Origin of the sequence: Streptosporangium sp. NPDC049644 (assembly GCF_040675205.1) — a bacterium.
Classification (GTDB): Bacteria; Actinomycetota; Actinomycetes; order Streptosporangiales; family Streptosporangiaceae; genus Streptosporangium; species Streptosporangium fukuiense.
Genome location: NZ_JBFAOJ010000029.1, coordinates 1 through 15,543, shown reverse-complemented (window position 1 = coordinate 15,543; position 15,543 = coordinate 1). Strand labels below are relative to the sequence as shown.

Below are 15,543 nucleotides of genomic sequence, written 5' to 3'. Positions count from 1 at the left end.
GCGCTCCTGACCGTGCCTCACTTGTCGATATCGCCGACGACGAAGAACAACGAGCCCAGAATGGCGACCATGTCGGAGACCAGGTTGCCGGGGAGCATCTCGCGCAGCACCTGGACGTTGTTGAAGGAGGCGGACCGGAGTTTCATCCGCCACGGTGTCTTCTCCCCGCGCGAGACCAGGTAGTAGCCGTTGAGGCCGAGCGGGTTCTCCGTCCAGGCGTAGGTGTGGCCCTCGGGGACCTTCAGCACCTTGGGCAGGCGCTGGTTGATCGGCCCCTGGGGCAGTTCGCGGAGCCGCCGCACGCAGGCGTCCGCCAGGTCCAGGGAGACCTTCACCTGCTCCAGCAGCACCTCGAACCTGGCGTGGCAGTCCCCGGCGGAGCGGGTGACCACCTTCACCGGCAGCTCGCCGTAGGCGAGGTAGGGCTCGTCCCTGCGCAGGTCGAGGTCGACGCCGGAGGCACGGGCGATCGGGCCGCTCACGCCGTACTGCATGACCGTCTCGCGGTCCAGCACGCCCACCCCGCGGGTACGGGCGAGGAAGATCTCGTTTCCGGCGATCAGGCCCTCGATGTCGGGCAGCCGTCGCCGCACGTCGGCCACGGCCGTCGAGACCCGGCCCAGCCACCCCTCGGGCAGCTCCTCCTTCAGGCCGCCGACCCGGTTGAACATGTAGTGCATCCGGCCGCCGGCGATCTCCTCCATCACGGCCTGGAGGGTCTCGCGCTCCCGGAACGCGTAGAACATCGGGGTGATCGCGCCGAGTTCCAGCGGGTAGGAGCCGAGGAACATCAGGTGGTTGAGCACCCGGTTGAGCTCGGCCATCAGTGTGCGGGTCCAGACCGCCCTGACCGGCACCTCCATGCCGAGCATCCGCTCCACCGCGAGGACGACGCCCAGCTCGTTGGCGAACGCCGACAGCCAGTCGTGCCGGTTGGCCAGCACGATGATCTGCCGGTAGTCACGCACCTCGAACAGCTTCTCCGCGCCCCGGTGCATGTAGCCCACGATCGGTTCGGCCGAGCTGATCCGCTCCCCGTCCAGGGTGAGCCGCAGCCGCAGCACGCCGTGCGTGGACGGATGTTGCGGCCCGATGTTGAGGACCATGTCCTCGGTCGCGAGCTCCTTGCCGTGCGCCTCCCGCACGGCGGCGGCGCCCGCGCCCATCCCCACGTTCAGTTCACGGCGAGGCTCAGTCATATGTCCATGCTGTCACGTCAGCCGCGCGAGGCAAGATCCCGCAGGGCGGCGATCAGCCGGTCGACGTGCTCGGAGGTGGTGCCGATGCCGATGGAGGCGCGCACCGCGGAGGCGGTGGGGTCGTCGCAGCCGCCGTCCTTGGCGTCCAGCAGGTGCCGTACGAAGGGGTGGGCGCAGAACTTGCCGTCCCGGACGCCGATGCCGTAATCACCGGACAGGGACTCGGCGACCTCGCGGGCGGTGCGGCCGTTCACCACGAAGGAGACGATGCCGACGCGCGGGTGGTCGGGGCCCCACAGGGACAGCTCCTGCACGCCGGGGACGGAGGCGAGGCCCGCGCGCAGCCGGTCGAGGAGACGCTCCTCCTCGTGGACCAGCGGGGTCCAGCCGGTGGCGGTCAGGGCGTCGCAGGCCGCGGCCAGCGCGATGGCACCCAGGACGTTCGGGGTTCCGGCCTCGTGGCGGGCCTCGGGGTCGTCGTGCCACTCGGTCCCGTCGTCGTTCACCGCCCTCACCGCCCCGCCGCCCCGCAGGTACGGCTCGGCGTCGGCCAGCCAGTCGGAACGGCCGATCAGCGCGCCGGCGCCGAACGGGGCATAGAGCTTGTGACCGGAGAAGACCACGTAGTCCAGGTCGAGCGCGGTCAGGTTGAGGCGGCGGTGCGGGACGAGCTGCGCGGCGTCGACGAGGACGCGGGCGCCGTGGCGGTGGGCGATGTGGGCCAGCGCGGCGATCGGCCACAGCTCCCCGGTGACGTTGGAGGCGGCGGTCACGACCAGCAGCCTGGGACCTTCGACCGAGGCCAGGGCCTCGTCGGCGGCGCGGACCGCCTCGCCGGGGAAGGCGGGGACCGGCAGCCGCAGGGCACGCTCCCAGGGCAGCAGCGAGGCGTGGTGCTCGGTGTCGAAGACCACGGCGGTGGTGCCCTCGGGCAGGCTGCGGGCCAGCAGGTTGGTCGCGTCCGTGGTGTTCCTGGTGAAGATCACCGAGTCGCCGGGACGGGCACCGACGAAGGCGCGCACCGTCTGCCTGGCCTGCTCGTAGCGGGCCGTGGTCAGCTGGGAGGCGTACCCGGCGCCTCGGTGGACGCTGGAGTACGCCGGGAGCGCGGCGGCGACGGCGGCGCTCACCGGCTCCAGACAGGGGGCGCTCGCGGCGTAGTCGAGGTTGGCGTAGCGGACGAGCCTGCCGCCCCTGACCGGGACCTCCAGGTCGGAACCGAGCACGGCGGGGATCGGCCGGTCGCCGGACGTACGGGTCGCGGGGACGGTGCCGGGGGCGGCCGCGTCGGCGGCTGCGGCGGTGGAGATCGTCAGTATGGACACGCCAGGGCTCCTTCGAGGTCATCGGACCCCAACCCGTGGCACAGGTGCCTGGAGCCCGCGCTTGCCCGGCACACCTCGTGCCGGACCAGGTCCTCACCCGGGGCACCCCGCCGCGGACGCGAGGGTTGCCGGCCAGCGAGCCGGGGCTTGTCACTGGCACTCATGACCTACGGGGGAACTATAACCGACCTCTGCCGGGGATTCGCAAGTGATGTCCCTTGGGTTCGGGAACTCACGACGGATCCCGTTCGTCTGGGCAGTGAGCCGGGTGGCATCCGGCGGCGCGTGATGTTTGTCCTGGTAGTGGGTGAATAACGCCGAGCGACGGATCTCGTCGTGCCGGTAGTGATCAAGTAAGGCGAGCTGGAGGCTCAGATGTTGGACTGGGTGACCAACCCGGAGATCTGGATAGGGTTCGTCACCCTCGTCGCTCTGGAGATCGTGCTAGGCATCGACAACATCATCTTCATCTCGATCCTCGCGGGGAAGCTCCCGCCCGAGCAACGGGACAGGGCGCGCAAGCTGGGTCTCCTCGCGGCCCTTCTCAGCCGGCTGCTGCTGCTGCTGGCACTGTCGTGGGTGGTGAGACTCACGGCGCCGCTCTTCGAGGTCCTGGGGCAGGAGATCTCGGGACGAGATCTCATCCTGCTCGGCGGCGGGCTCTTCCTGCTCGGCAAGAGCGTCATCGAGATCCACGACAATGTGGAGGGCAAGGGCGGGCACGGCGGCACCAAGGCGGCCGCCACCTTCGGCTCGGTGATCGTCCAGATCATGCTGCTGGACATCATCTTCTCCCTCGACTCGGTCATCACCGCGGTCGGCATGGTCGACCAGCTCGGCGTCATGGTCGCGGCCGTGATCGTCTCGGTCCTGGTGATGCTCTTCGCCTCAGGCCCGATCAGCCGCTTCGTGGACAAGCACCCGAGCATCAAGATGCTCGCCCTGTCGTTCCTGGTGCTGATTGGCGTCGTGCTGATCGCCGAGGGCCTCGGGCAGCACATCTCCAAGGGCTACATCTACTTCGCGATGGCCTTCTCGCTCATCGTGGAGCTGCTGAACATCCGGCTGCGCACCAAGGCGGCCCGGTCCGAGAAGTCGGACGAGCCGGCCGAGGCGTAGCGCATCCGTCGCGGGGCGGTGGCCGGGCTGTCGAGCGTCGGCCCAGCTCCAGGGGCCGGACCAGGCAATTGACACATGGGGCGACATTACGATGTCCATGTGCGCTTTGATCCCTGGAATCCGGAATTCGTCGCCCATCCGTACGACGTCTACGACGAGCTGAGGCGGCAGCGGCCGGTCAGCTTCTTTGAACCGACCGGCCAGTGGCTGGTCGCCCGGCACGCCGACGTCAACGCGCTGCTGCGCGACCGTCGGCTCGGCCGCTCCTACCTGCACATGGCGACCCACGCCGAGTTCGGCAGGCCCGACGACCCCGAGTTCCAGGACCCGTTCTGGCGGGTGGTCAGGGCCGGGATGCTCGACGTCGAGCCACCGGTGCACACCCGGCTCCGGCGCCTGGTCTCCAAGGCGTTCACCCCGCGCATGGTCGAGGCGCTCCGCCCCAAGGTCGCCGAGATCGCCGGGGGGCTGGTGGACCGCTTCGTCGAGCGCGGCGGCGGAGACCTGATCTCCGAGGTCGCCGAGCCGCTCCCGGTGACCGTGATCGCGGAGATGCTCGGCGTGCCCGAGGCCGACCGCCACCTGCTCCGCCCCTGGTCCGCCGACATCTGCGGGATGTACGAGCTGAACCCCTCCGTCGAGGCCCAGCGCACCGCGGTACGCGCGGCCGAGGAGTTCTCCGCCTACCTCGTCGAGCTGGCCCGCGCCCGCCGGGCGAACCCCGGCGACGACCTGATCAGCGCGCTCGCCCTGGTGGCCGAGGAGGGCGACAAGCTCACCGAGGAGGAACTGGTCGGCACCTGCGTGCTGCTGCTCAACGCCGGGCACGAGGCCACGGTCAACGTCACCGGGAACGGCTGGTGGTCGCTCTTCCGCAACCCGGCCGAGCTGGAGCGGCTCCGCGCCGACCACGGCCTGCTGCCCACCGCGATCGAGGAGATGATGCGCTGGGACACCCCGCTGCAGATGTTCGAGCGCTGGGTCCTGGAGGACATCACCGTCGGCGGGGTGGACATCCCGCGCGGCACCGAGGTGGCGCTGCTGTTCGGCTCGGCCAACCGGGACCCCGAGGTCTTCGCCGACCCGGACCGCTTCGACGCCGGCCGGGTGGACAACCCGCACATCTCCTTCGGCGCGGGCATCCACTTCTGCCTGGGCGCCCCCCTGGCCAGGATCGAACTGATCGAGTCCTTCGGCGCCCTGCTCCGTAAGGCACCGAAGCTGGAACTCGCCACCGAGCCCGGCTGGGGCCCTGGCTACATCATCCGCGGCCTCACCGCCCTCGACGTACGGGTCTGAACCGGCTCGCCGCGCGGTGGTGTCAGGGGGAGCGGCGCAAGGGCGGGCGCTGGGCCCAGGTGGCCCAGCGCCAGAGCCATTCGAGGGGGCCGTAGCGGTATCGGCGCAGCCAGAGGGCGGAGAGGAGCCACTGGGCGGAGAGGATGGCGCCGGCGATCAGTGACACGGTCGCCGACGACCAGCTTTCCGGTGAGCCGCCAAGGACGCGACCGACCGCCAGCACGAGGATCGTGGCGGTCAGGTAGTTGGTCAGCGCCATCCGGCCCAGCGGCGCGAAGACGGCCCGCAGCGCCGGTCGGAGCGGAGTCCTGAGCAGGACCAGCAGCGCGCACACGTACGTTCCGGCGAGCAGCAACCCGGTCACGGCCATCGCGAGGCCGGAACCCGGGGCGTTCGCGTCGCCGGCCGACCCGATCTGCCACCACAGGGCGGGCACCGCCCCCGCCGCGAAGACCAGGCCCAGCGCGGCCGGCACCCGGGTGGACCGCTCCATCCGGTCGATCACCCCGTACCTGACCAGGGCCGAGCCCAGCAGGAACAGCCCGGGGACCAGAACTATCCCGTTCTGGCCGGCGATCAACGGTGCCGCGAGGAGCACGGGGGCGAGACCGGCCACGGCCCACCGGGGCAGCCAGGTCGAGGGCAGCAGCACCAGCAGGCCGATGACGGCGTAGACGGTGAGGATGTCGCCTCGCCACAGCAGGAACATGTGCGCCAGGCCCACCCCGAGCAGCACCAGGAGCCGGCGGAGCAGGAGCAGCCGGGGGCCGGCGACGCGTTCCGTGGCGGAGTTCAGCAGCAGTGAGAAGCCGACGCCGAACAGCAGGGAGAAGATCGGGAAGAAGCGCTGATCGACGAGCAGCCCCAGCCAGGCGTCCTCCAGGCTCGCCGGCGAGTCCACGACGACATGGCCGACGTCGACGTTGGCTATCGGCTTGACGTTGACCAGCAGGATCCCGCACAGCGCGAACCCGCGCAGCACGTCGAGCGCGGAGATACGCGGGCGGCCGGGGAATCCCGGGCCGTCGGCTCGCCTCCGAGGGTCCGGCCCGTTGCCGTAGCGCCCGGTCAGGCCCTCGACATTCGGCGCCGTAGGGGGGTCTTCGTTTGGCATGGAGGCATTCTGCGGACCCGGTCCGGTACCGGGCATCGGTCAAAAGCAGGGTTCGCACCGTCTCGGCCGTACTTTTGACCGGTACCGCGGCTCGGCTCCCAAGCGGGGTTCCGTTGCCCTGTCACATCCACCAGGTCGCATCGGTGATGGTGTCGAAGCCGAGGGAGTCGTAGAGCGGCTTGCCGGCCTTGGCCGCGGTCAGGGTGGCGGGGAGGTCCCCCAGGTGTGCCAGGACCGCGTGCATGAGCGCCCGGCCGACTCCGCGGGAGCGGTGGCCGGGCAGGGTGGTCACCCAGTAGGTCCCGCCGACCGTGCCGTCGACGACGGTCATGCAGGCTCCGGCGGGCACCCCGTCCCGTGCGGCGAGGAACAGATCGACGCCGGGGTGGCCCAGCAGGTCCTCGGAGAAGGCGTCACCCGGGCGGTAGGGCTGGAAGTTGGTCAGCGGGAATCCGTGGACCACGATGTTCTCCGCGGTCCGCAGCTGTGCCGCCGTCTCCACGTGGGTGATCTCCACGGCCGGTGGCGCGGGGAGCGGACCGGGGTGGCGGATCATGATGGGGAGCCGCCCCGGGGCCAGGCCCAGAGCGCTCATGTCGACCGAGCCGAACGGGTCCTCGACGATGACCCCGTCGGAAAGCCGGCGCCGGGCCAGGTCCGTCAGTTCGGCGAGATCGTCCGGACCGGGGGCCGGGGAGAGCAGCAGGATCCGCAGCCCGCCGCGCTCCCGTCCGTCCGAGCCGAGAAAGCCGGGGCGGCGGATCAGCTCGCTTCCCCGGGTGCGGGCGAGAGCCGTCCAGAAGGCGGCGGAGTTCTGGACGGCCAGTCGGAGAGAGGCCGTGGGCCCGGCGGGAACGGCGTGCGTCGAGGGAGTGCTCATGGCACCGACCCTACGAGGCGGGAAGAATCCTCGTCCGGCCCACTCAGAGGCGGGTCTGGGAGAGCCAGCCGAAGCCGCCGAGGCCGCCGGGAGCGATCAGCTCCGCCTCCTCGGAGGCCCGCGCGAGGGCGTGCAGGTAGCCGCGCGGGTCGATCCTGGCCTGCTCGACCGGCGGGCGGTTCCCGGTGACGCAAAGGGCGCGCAGCGCCTCCCGCTGCGTGGTCAGCGCCGTCGTGACGGCCCCGGCGCTCTCGCCGGCGGCCGCGCAGGCGTCGAGCGCCACGTGGGCGGTGATGTCGCACGAGCCGTCGGGCACCGGCGCGACCATCGCCCCGTCGCGGTATCCGGCCAGCGTGCCGTACGGCGGCCGGTCGGTCAGGGAGTGGGCGTAGTCGATCGCGATCGCCCGGCCGCGTGCCAACCGCACGATCACCGAGGCCCAGGCCCGGTCGCGTGGCCTGCCGATCTCGGCCCGCTCACCGGTGGTGCGCATCGGCCACCAGCGGGCCAGCCAGGCGAGATCCGCCTCGGCCGGTCTGCCGCCGAGCCGCTCCTCACCGTCGGTGACGTTGACCAGGACCAGCCGGGGGCCGTCGGCGGTCTGCTCCACGATGTCGACGGGAACGTTGTCCAGCCACTCGTTGGCGATCACCAGGCCGCAGATCCCGTCCGGCGCGGCCTTCGCCCAGACGATCTCCTCGGGCAGCGCCGGCGGCCTGGCCGCCAGATCCACCGCGGTCACTCGGAGCCTCGATCGCAGCGCGGGCGGTGCGGCGGCGAGCACCCCGGCCGCCAGCAGGCCCTCACCGGCGCCGATGTCGACCAGGTCGAGCACCTGGGGGCCGCCGAGCGCCTCGTCGACCGAGGTCAGCTCGCGCAGCACGGCCTCGGCGAAGACGGGGGAGGCGCCGACCGAGGTCCGGAAGTGACTGGAGGGTCGTTCGCGGAGGTAGAAGCCGCTCTCGCCGTAGAGCGCGTGCTCCATCGCGGCGCGCCAGGTGAGCCACACACTCTCAGACGCTACCCGCCGAGGCGGAGGAACGAGATCAACTCGCGCTGACGCTTCGGCTGGGTACATGACTGCATTCTGTCACCGGATCGCACGATCGTTGTTGACGCCGTGTCGGCGCGTCGCCACCTGGATCGCCGGGTGGGCCGGGTTCTACGGCTCCGGGCGGGCCCCGTACGGTGTGTGTCGCCCGGTTCGGGGATCCCGGCGGGAGGTCGACGCGCTGTCACCTCGATCACCGGGTGGGCCGGACTCCCGGCGGGTCTCATGCGCTCCCGGGGCCCGCTTCCGGGCTCCCGGGGTGAAACAGGGCCGTCGCGCCGGAACACGCGTCTTGACGCGGTTGCGGCGGCGCGGCCCGTTACGCTGGTCAATCAGGCACGAAGCCCCACATGGTCGAAGGACGTGACGTCATGGACGCAGTCGATCGCCCGGCACGGCTGGCCGTCGGAGTGATCGGAGCCGGCAAGGTCGGCTCTGCGCTCGGCGCGGCGCTCGTCAGGGCGGGACACCGGATCGTCGCGACGAGCGGTGTCTCCGACGACTCCAGGGAGCGTGCGGTCGAGCGCCTCGGGCTCGTCCCGGTACGGCCCCAGGACGTGGTGGCCGGAGCGGACCTCGTCTTGCTGACGGTCCCCGACGACGCGCTGCCCGAGTTGGTCTCCGGCCTGGTGGAGACCGGTGCGGACCTGCGGGGCAAGCTGGTGGCGCACACCAGCGGCGCGTACGGCCTGGCCGTGCTCAATCCGGCGATCAAGGCCGGAGCGCTGCCGCTGGCGCTGCATCCGGTGATGACCTTCACCGGCCGTGAGGACGACCTGCGCCGCCTCACCGGCATCTCCTACGGGGTGACCGCGCCCGAAGGGCTCCGCCCGGTGGCCGAGGCCCTCGTCATCGAGATGGAGGGCGAGCCGGTCTGGATCGCCGACGAGGACAGGCCGCTCTACCACGCGGCCCTCGCGGGAGCGGCCAACCACATGGTGACGCTCATCGCGGAGTCCTCCGAACTGCTGGAGAAGATCGGGGTGGAGCAGCCGGGGCGGATGCTCGGCCCGCTGCTCGGCGCGGCGCTGGAGAACGTGCTGAGGCTCGGCATCTCGGGGCTGACCGGCCCGGTGGTGCGAGGTGACGCGGGTACCGTCCGCAGGCACGTGGACGCGCTGATCCTCGCGGCCCCGGAGGCCGCGGACGCCTACGTGGCGCTGGCCAGGCTCACGGCCGATCGGGCCCTGGCGGCCGGGTTGCTCAAGCCCGAGGCCGCCGAACGCCTCCTGGACGCCCTGGGGGGCAACGTGTGGACCTGAGACCGGCCTGACGGAGGGGGCGGTCCACGGGGGGAGCCGGTAGGTGTCGTCCTCTCCCTCCGTACGCTTGAGGTCGGGGGTCTCCACTCTCCAGGAATTCCGATGAACGTCGCCCCCTCTCCGGCCGGCAGGCCGGAGCACCCCCGGGAGGTTCCATTGATCGTGGCGGACGACCGCGCAGGGCTGCTCAAGGCGCGAGAAGCCCTGGGGATCGGCGCGGGCGCCTCCGTGGGCGGGAGCGCGCTGGCGCTCGTGCCGACCATGGGCGCGCTGCACGAGGGACACCGCTCGCTCATCCGGCTGGCCCGGCAGAGGGCGGCCCACGTGGCGGTGAGCGTCTTCGTGAACCCGCTTCAGTTCGGCCCAAACGAGGATTTTTCCCGCTATCCCCGTACGTTCGATGCCGATCTGGAGGTCTGCGCGGCCGAGGAAGTGGACCTGGTGTTCGCCCCGTCGGTCGAGGACATGTACCTGCCGGACAGGCAGGTCGGCGTCTCCGCGGGGAGGATGGGCTCGATCGTCGAGGGAGAGTTCCGGCCGGGGCACCTCGACGGCATGCTGACCGTGGTGCTGAAGCTGTTCAACCTGGTCCAGCCGGATGTGGCGGTGTTCGGGCAGAAGGACGCCCAGCAGCTCGCGATGATCCGCCGGATGGTCGCCGATCTGAACCTGCCGGTCTCCGTCGTCGGGGCGCCGACGGTCCGCGAGCCGGACGGGCTGGCGCTGTCCAGCCGCAACCGCTACCTGTCGCCGGAGGACCGGGTGGCCGGTCTGGCCCTGTCCCGCGCGCTGCACGCGGGGGCCGGGCAGCGCACGCCGGCGGAGATCCGCCGGGCCGCGCTCGCCGTTCTGGCGGCCGAGCCGTCGCTGGCCGTCGACTATCTGGTCCTGGTCGACCCGGCGACCTTCACCGAGGTCGGCGACGGCCACACGGGCGAGGCGGTCCTCGCGGTGGCCGCGCGGGTGGGGTCCACCCGGCTGATCGACAACGTCACGCTCACCCTTCGCTGAGCTCTGGAGGCCCTCGTACGCGGTGCCGCCCGGTTCCCCGCGTGAAGTCCCGCCGCGCGCTCGGCGGGCGACGGGTCGCGGAGGTCGTGTCCGCGGTGCCCTCGGCCCCGGCGGCGGAGTTCCCCCGACGAGGGGTCCCGTTCCCGCCGCCCACGGCCCAGGGGCGCGGCGGTCCCGGAGGGCGGGCGGAATGCCCACCCCGGGGAACAGCCACGCCGGGGATGGCGTTATCGTCACGCTGACGAAATGAACGGCCTCTATGATTCCGCGAGGAGGCGGCAATGAGCATCCCGGCCATACCCCAGAGGTTGACCGCTCCCGCTCCGGGATGGACGGTCCAGGCGGACGTGGTCGTGGTGGGCTCCGGCATCGCGGGTCTCACCCTGGCACTGCGCTACGCCGGCCTGGACCCCGAGGCGAAGATCCTGGTCGTCACCAAGGACGTCCTGTCGTCCGGGTCCACCCGCTGGGCCCAGGGTGGCATCGCCGCGGTGCTCGACCCGCGGGACACCCCCGCCGAGCATCTGTCCGACACGCTCCTCGCGGGGGTGGGCCTCTGCGACGAGGAGGCCGTCCGGGTCCTGGTGACCGAGGGGCCCGACGCGCTGCGCGGCCTGATCGCGATGGGCGCCAGGTTCGACACCGACGAGGCCGGGGAACTCCAGCTCACCAGGGAGGGCGGCCACCGGCGCGATCGCATCGTGCACGCGGGCGGCGACGCCACCGGGGCCGAGGTGCAGAGGGCGCTCGTGGCGGCGGTCAGGCGGTCTGGGATCGAGGTGATCGAGCACGCCCTCGTGCTCGACCTCCTCAAGGACGCCGAGGGGCGCGCCGCCGGGGTGACCCTGCACGTCATGGGCGTGGGCGAGCGCGACGGGGTGGGCGCGGTCACGGCCAGGGCGGTGGTGCTGGCCACCGGCGGCATGGGCCAGGTCTACGCCGCCACCACCAACCCCGTCGTCTCCACCGGGGACGGGGTGGCGCTCGCGCTGCGGGCGGGGGCCGTCGTCAGGGACCTGGAGTTCGTCCAGTTCCACCCGACGGTGTTCTGGCTCGGCGAGGACGCGAGCGGCCAGCAGCCGCTGATCTCCGAGGCGGTCAGGGGCGAGGGCGCGGTACTGGTCGACGCGGACGGCACCCGGTTCATGCGGGACGTCCACGAGCTGGCCGATCTCGCCCCCCGTGACGTCGTGGCCAAGGCGATCATGCGACGGATCCGCGCCACCGGCGCCGACCACGTGTATCTCGACGCCCGCCACTTCGGCGAGGAGAAGTGGCGCACCCGCTTCCCGACGATCCACGCGGTCTGCCTGGAGCACGGCGTCGATCCGGTCACCCAGCTCATCCCCGTCGCCCCCGCCGCCCACTACGCCAGCGGCGGCGTCCGCACCGACCTGCACGGCCGCACCAGCGTGCCCGGTCTGTACGCGTGCGGCGAGGTCGCGTGCACCGGCGTGCACGGCGCCAACCGGCTGGCCTCCAACTCCCTGCTCGAGGGCCTGGTCTTCGCCGGTCGCATCGCCGCCGACATCCACGCCGACGTTCGCGAAGGGCGGGCCGCGGCCGGCGAACCGGTGCCCGACGACCGCCCCACCGGCCTGATCGACCCCAGGGCCCGGGTCAGGATCCAGGGGCACATGAGCCGGGGGGCGAGCGTGCTGCGCAGCCGGGAGTCGCTGGGAGAGGCCGCCAGGACCCTGCTGAACCTCAGATGGACCCCGGTGGTGGTCGAGCCGTGTACCGAGGCGTGGGAGACCACCAACCTGCTGACGGTCGCCTCCGCGCTCGTGGCGGCCGCCCGCGCCCGCCAGGAGACCAGGGGGTCGCACTGGCGCGAGGACTTTTCCGAGAGAGACGACGCCTTGTGGCTGGGCCACCTCGACGTGACCCTGACAGCGGAGGGACCGACCATGACATACGTACCGCACGGGCGGCGAGCGACCGTGCTGCCGCCGCAGGTGGAGAACGATCTCACCGAGGCGGGTCTCGACCCGGTCGGGGTGGTCGCGGTCCTTGAGGTCGCGGCGGCCGAGGACGTGGCGGAGGGTGACGTCACCAGCGTCGCCACCATCCCGGCGGACCGGCGCGACAGCGCCGACGTGGTCGCCCGCGCGGACGGCGTGGTCGCGGGGCTGGCCGTGGCCGAGGGCGCGTTCTCCTACCTCAGCGGAGGCCGCCTGACGGCCGAGCGCAGGGTCAAGGACGGCGAGTACGTCTCCAGGGGCGACGTGCTGATGACCGTCACCGGTCCCACCAGGGATCTGCTGACCGCCGAGCGCACCGCGCTCAACCTGCTCACCCACCTTTCCGGTATCGCGACCCTGACCGGTAGGTGGGTCCAGGCCGTCGAGGGGACCGGGGCCCGGATCAGGGACAGCCGCAAGACGCTGCCGGGACTGCGCGCCCTGGAGAAGTACGCGGTCCGCTGCGGCGGTGGTATCAATCACCGCATGTCACTTTCGGACGCCGCGCTGATCAAGGACAATCACGTGGTGGCCTCCGGTGGGGTCGCCGAGGCGTTCCGGGCGGTCCGTGACGCCTACCCCGGCCTGCCGATCGAGGTCGAGGTCGACAGGATCGACCAGATCGAGCCGGTGCTGGCCGAGGGAGCGGAGGAGATCCTGTTGGACAATTTCACGGTCGAGGAGCTGGCGCGGGCCGTACGGCTGGTGGGCGGCAGGGCGCGGCTGGAGTCCAGCGGAGGGCTGACCCTTCAACTCGCTCGTGATGTGGCCGAAACAGGTGTTGACTACCTTGCCGTGGGCGCGCTCACGCACTCGGCGCCGGCGCTGGACATCGCCTTGGACCTTCGGGGGAACTGATGCTGCTTGCCATCGACGTCGGCAACACTCACACCGTTCTCGGCCTCTTCGAGGGCGAGGACGTCATCGAGCACTGGCGGATCGCCACGGACGCCCGGCGTACGGCGGACGAGATCGCCGTCGTGCTCCAGGGGTTGCTCGGGCAGTCACCGCTGCTCAAGGGCACCGACGTCAACGGCATCGTGATCTGCTCCACCGTCCCATCGGTGCTCAACGAGATGCGTGAGATGTGCCGCCGCTACTACGGCGACGTGACGGCGGTGATCGTCGAGCCGGGCGTCCGCACCGGGGTGCCGGTCCGGATGGACAACCCGAAGGAGGTCGGCAGCGACCGCATCGTCAACGCGCTGGCGGCCATCCAGCTGTACGGCGGGCCGTGCGTCATCGTCGACTTCGGGACCGCGACCTCCTTCGACGCCGTCTCCGCCAAGGGGGAGTATGTCGGCGCGGTGACCGCCCCCGGCATCCAGATCTCGGTGGACGCGCTCGCCGCGGCGGGCGCGCAGCTGCACAAGGTGGAGCTGGTCCGCCCCCGCTCCGTGATCGCCAAGAACACCGTCGAGGCGCTCCAGGCCGGCATCATCTACGGCTTCGCCGGTCAGGTGGACGGGATCGTCGAGCGGATGGCGGCCGAGCTCGCCGCCGACCCCGACGACGTCACGGTGGTCGCCACCGGCAGCGCGGCGCCGCTGGTGGTCGGCGAGGCGCGCTCGATCGACATGCACGAGCCCTGGCTCACGCTGATCGGGCTGCGCCTGATCTACCACCGCAACGCCACCTGAGAGCGTTGTGACCCCGGTGCCGTGACACCGCCCGGAGCGCGGTGTCACGGCCGGAGGGCGCCGCGACGCTCCGGAGGACCCGCGGCGGTCGGCGACCTCATGAGGTTCGCCACATCGGTACCCTTTGGAACTGTGACCGATGAAGTGACCAACCCCGCCGAGGATCTGCCCGAGCAGATGCGCGTGCGCCGGGAGAAGCTCGACCGCCTCCGCTCCGAGGGCGTCGACCCCTACCCGGTGAACTTCCCGCGCACCGCGACCAACGCCGAGATCCGCCGGAAATACGCTGATCTCTCCGCTGACACCGCGACGGGCGACAAGGTTGGTGTCACCGGCCGGGTGATGCTGTCCAGGACCGGTGGCAAACTCTGCTTCGCCACCATCCGCGACGGCTCCGGCGATCTCCAGGTCATGATCTCCCTGGACCGGGTGGGCGAGGAGGCACTGGCCTCGTGGAAGCGCGATGTCGACCTCGGCGACCACGTGGGCATCGAGGGTGAGGTCATCACCTCCCGCAGGGGGGAGCTGTCCATCCTCGCCGACCGCTGGGCGATCACTTCGAAGTGCCTGCGCCCACTGCCGGAGAAGCACGCCGGGCTCACCGACCCCGAGGCGCGGGTCCGCCAGCGCTACGTCGACCTCATCGTCAACGACGAGGCCAGGAAGCTGGCCTACACCCGCAGTGCCGTGGTGCGGTCCATCCGCGACTTCTGGCACGAGGAGGGCTACCTGGAGGTCGAGACGCCGATGCTCCAGCCGATCCACGGTGGAGCCACGGCCCGGCCTTTCAAGACCCACATCAACGCCTATGACATGGAGCTCTACCTTCGCATCGCGATCGAGCTCTACCTCAAGCGGCTCGTGGTCGGCGGTATCGAGAAGGTCTTCGAGATCAACCGTAACTTCCGCAACGAGGGCGCGGACTCCACGCACAACCCCGAGTTCACGATGCTCGAGGCCTACGGCACGTATCTCGACTACAACGACATGGCCGACCTGACCCAGCGGATGATCCAGAAGGCGGTCGTGGCGGCCCTCGGCCACTCCGTGGTCGTCCACCAGGGGCAGGAGATCGACCTCGGCCTGGCGAAGTGGCCGCGGATAACCCTCTACGGGTCGGTCTCGGAGGCACTGGGCGAGGAGATCACCACCGCGACGCCCCTGGAGTACGTACGCAAGCTCGCGGACGCCCGGGAGATCCACTGGGATGCCAAGTGGGGCCAGGGCAAGCTCGTCCAGGAGATCTTCGAGGCGCTCGTCGAGCACACGCTCGTCCAGCCCACGTTCGTCATGGACTATCCGGTGGAGACCTCCCCGCTGACCCGCCAGCACCGTGACAACCCGCTCCTCACCGAGAAGTGGGACCTGATCGGGTTCGGCACCGAGCTCGGCACCGCCTACTCGGAGCTGGTCGACCCGGTCGAACAGCGTCGCCGCCTCACCGAGCAGTCCCTGCTCGCCGCGGGCGGGGACGCCGAGGCCATGCAGCTTGACGAGGACTTCCTCACCGCACTGGAATATGCGATGCCGCCCACCGGCGGCATGGGTCTCGGCATCGACCGCCTCATCATGGCCTTCACCGGTAGGAACATCCGCGAGACCATCCTGTTCCCGCTGGTCAAGCCGACCGGCTGAGTCCGAGGGCAGCGTGGGGGGGGGGCGCGGGGCGGGGCCGCGGC

General features: G+C 71.2%; 12 protein-coding genes and 1 riboswitch. Of the genes, 7 read left to right on the top strand and 5 right to left on the bottom strand.

Going from position 1 to position 15,543, the window contains the following annotated elements:
- Positions 1 to 17 precede the first annotated feature (17 nt).
- A complete protein-coding gene (locus AB0J58_RS18510; RefSeq protein WP_364217041.1) occupies positions 18 to 1,199 on the bottom strand; it encodes an NADH-quinone oxidoreductase subunit D in 1,182 nt (393 codons plus the stop codon).
- A 17-nt stretch (positions 1,200 to 1,216) separates the two neighbouring features.
- On the bottom strand, positions 1,217 to 2,524 hold the full coding sequence (locus tag AB0J58_RS18505; RefSeq protein ID WP_364217038.1) for an aminotransferase class V-fold PLP-dependent enzyme: 1,308 nt from the start codon (positions 2,522 to 2,524) through the stop codon (positions 1,217 to 1,219).
- 52 nt (positions 2,525 to 2,576) lie between these two features.
- A riboswitch (SAM riboswitch) is annotated at positions 2,577 to 2,692 on the bottom strand.
- Between the two features lie 207 nt (positions 2,693 to 2,899).
- Here AB0J58_RS18505 and AB0J58_RS18500 point away from each other — a divergent pair.
- Together AB0J58_RS18500 and AB0J58_RS18495 are read left to right on the top strand one after the other, a co-directional pair.
- The gene (locus AB0J58_RS18500; protein WP_364217035.1) at positions 2,900 to 3,643 is read left to right on the top strand and encodes a TerC family protein; all 744 of its coding nucleotides are present in this window, start codon (positions 2,900 to 2,902) and stop codon (positions 3,641 to 3,643) included.
- Between the two features lie 99 nt (positions 3,644 to 3,742).
- Complete coding sequence (locus tag AB0J58_RS18495; protein ID WP_364217032.1) at positions 3,743 to 4,942, top strand: cytochrome P450; 1,200 nt, start codon at positions 3,743 to 3,745, stop codon at positions 4,940 to 4,942.
- A 22-nt stretch (positions 4,943 to 4,964) separates the two neighbouring features.
- On the opposite strand, the gene AB0J58_RS18490 is transcribed toward AB0J58_RS18495, so the two are convergent.
- From AB0J58_RS18490 to AB0J58_RS18480, 3 genes are all read right to left on the bottom strand, one after another.
- The gene (locus AB0J58_RS18490) at positions 4,965 to 6,056 is read right to left on the bottom strand and encodes a DUF418 domain-containing protein (protein WP_364217029.1); all 1,092 of its coding nucleotides are present in this window, start codon (positions 6,054 to 6,056) and stop codon (positions 4,965 to 4,967) included.
- 121 nt (positions 6,057 to 6,177) lie between these two features.
- Positions 6,178 to 6,936, bottom strand: a complete 759-nt coding sequence (locus AB0J58_RS18485; protein WP_364217026.1) for a GNAT family N-acetyltransferase — start codon at positions 6,934 to 6,936, stop codon at positions 6,178 to 6,180.
- 43 nt (positions 6,937 to 6,979) lie between these two features.
- Complete coding sequence (locus AB0J58_RS18480; RefSeq protein ID WP_364217023.1) at positions 6,980 to 7,945, bottom strand: SAM-dependent methyltransferase; 966 nt, start codon at positions 7,943 to 7,945, stop codon at positions 6,980 to 6,982.
- A gap of 413 nt (positions 7,946 to 8,358) precedes the next feature.
- Between AB0J58_RS18480 and AB0J58_RS18475 the strand changes: the two genes are divergently transcribed.
- The 5 genes from AB0J58_RS18475 (at position 8,359) to lysX (ending at position 15,499) form a co-directional block, all read left to right on the top strand.
- On the top strand, positions 8,359 to 9,249 hold the full coding sequence (locus tag AB0J58_RS18475) for a DUF2520 domain-containing protein (RefSeq protein WP_364217020.1): 891 nt from the start codon (positions 8,359 to 8,361) through the stop codon (positions 9,247 to 9,249).
- 102 nt (positions 9,250 to 9,351) lie between these two features.
- Complete coding sequence (panC, locus tag AB0J58_RS18470; protein WP_364217017.1) at positions 9,352 to 10,260, top strand: pantoate--beta-alanine ligase; 909 nt, start codon at positions 9,352 to 9,354, stop codon at positions 10,258 to 10,260.
- 281 nt (positions 10,261 to 10,541) lie between these two features.
- On the top strand, positions 10,542 to 13,082 hold the full coding sequence (locus AB0J58_RS18465; RefSeq protein WP_364217014.1) for an L-aspartate oxidase: 2,541 nt from the start codon (positions 10,542 to 10,544) through the stop codon (positions 13,080 to 13,082).
- Entirely contained in the window at positions 13,082 to 13,864 is a 783-nt protein-coding gene (locus AB0J58_RS18460; protein ID WP_364217012.1) for a type III pantothenate kinase, read from the top strand. Before AB0J58_RS18465 ends, AB0J58_RS18460 begins: the two co-directional genes overlap by 1 nt.
- Before the next feature lie 132 nt (positions 13,865 to 13,996).
- Complete coding sequence (gene lysX / locus AB0J58_RS18455) at positions 13,997 to 15,499, top strand: bifunctional lysylphosphatidylglycerol synthetase/lysine--tRNA ligase LysX (RefSeq protein ID WP_364217009.1); 1,503 nt, start codon at positions 13,997 to 13,999, stop codon at positions 15,497 to 15,499.
- Positions 15,500 to 15,543: the final 44 nt, after the last annotated feature.

Excerpts from the sequence above, each read along its gene's own strand:
- AB0J58_RS18510 (WP_364217041.1), bottom strand. The coding sequence starts at position 1,199 with ATGACTGAGCCTCGCCGTGAACTGAACGTGGGGATGGGCGCGGGCGCC.
- AB0J58_RS18500 (WP_364217035.1), top strand. The coding sequence starts at position 2,900 with ATGTTGGACTGGGTGACCAACCCGGAGATCTGGATAGGGTTCGTCACC.
- AB0J58_RS18490 (WP_364217029.1), bottom strand. The coding sequence starts at position 6,056 with ATGCCAAACGAAGACCCCCCTACGGCGCCGAATGTCGAGGGCCTGACC.
- AB0J58_RS18485 (WP_364217026.1), bottom strand. The coding sequence starts at position 6,936 with ATGAGCACTCCCTCGACGCACGCCGTTCCCGCCGGGCCCACGGCCTCT.
- AB0J58_RS18475 (WP_364217020.1), top strand. The coding sequence starts at position 8,359 with ATGGACGCAGTCGATCGCCCGGCACGGCTGGCCGTCGGAGTGATCGGA.
- panC (WP_364217017.1), top strand. The coding sequence starts at position 9,352 with ATGAACGTCGCCCCCTCTCCGGCCGGCAGGCCGGAGCACCCCCGGGAG.
- AB0J58_RS18465 (WP_364217014.1), top strand. The coding sequence starts at position 10,542 with ATGAGCATCCCGGCCATACCCCAGAGGTTGACCGCTCCCGCTCCGGGA.
- AB0J58_RS18460 (WP_364217012.1), top strand. The coding sequence starts at position 13,082 with ATGCTGCTTGCCATCGACGTCGGCAACACTCACACCGTTCTCGGCCTC.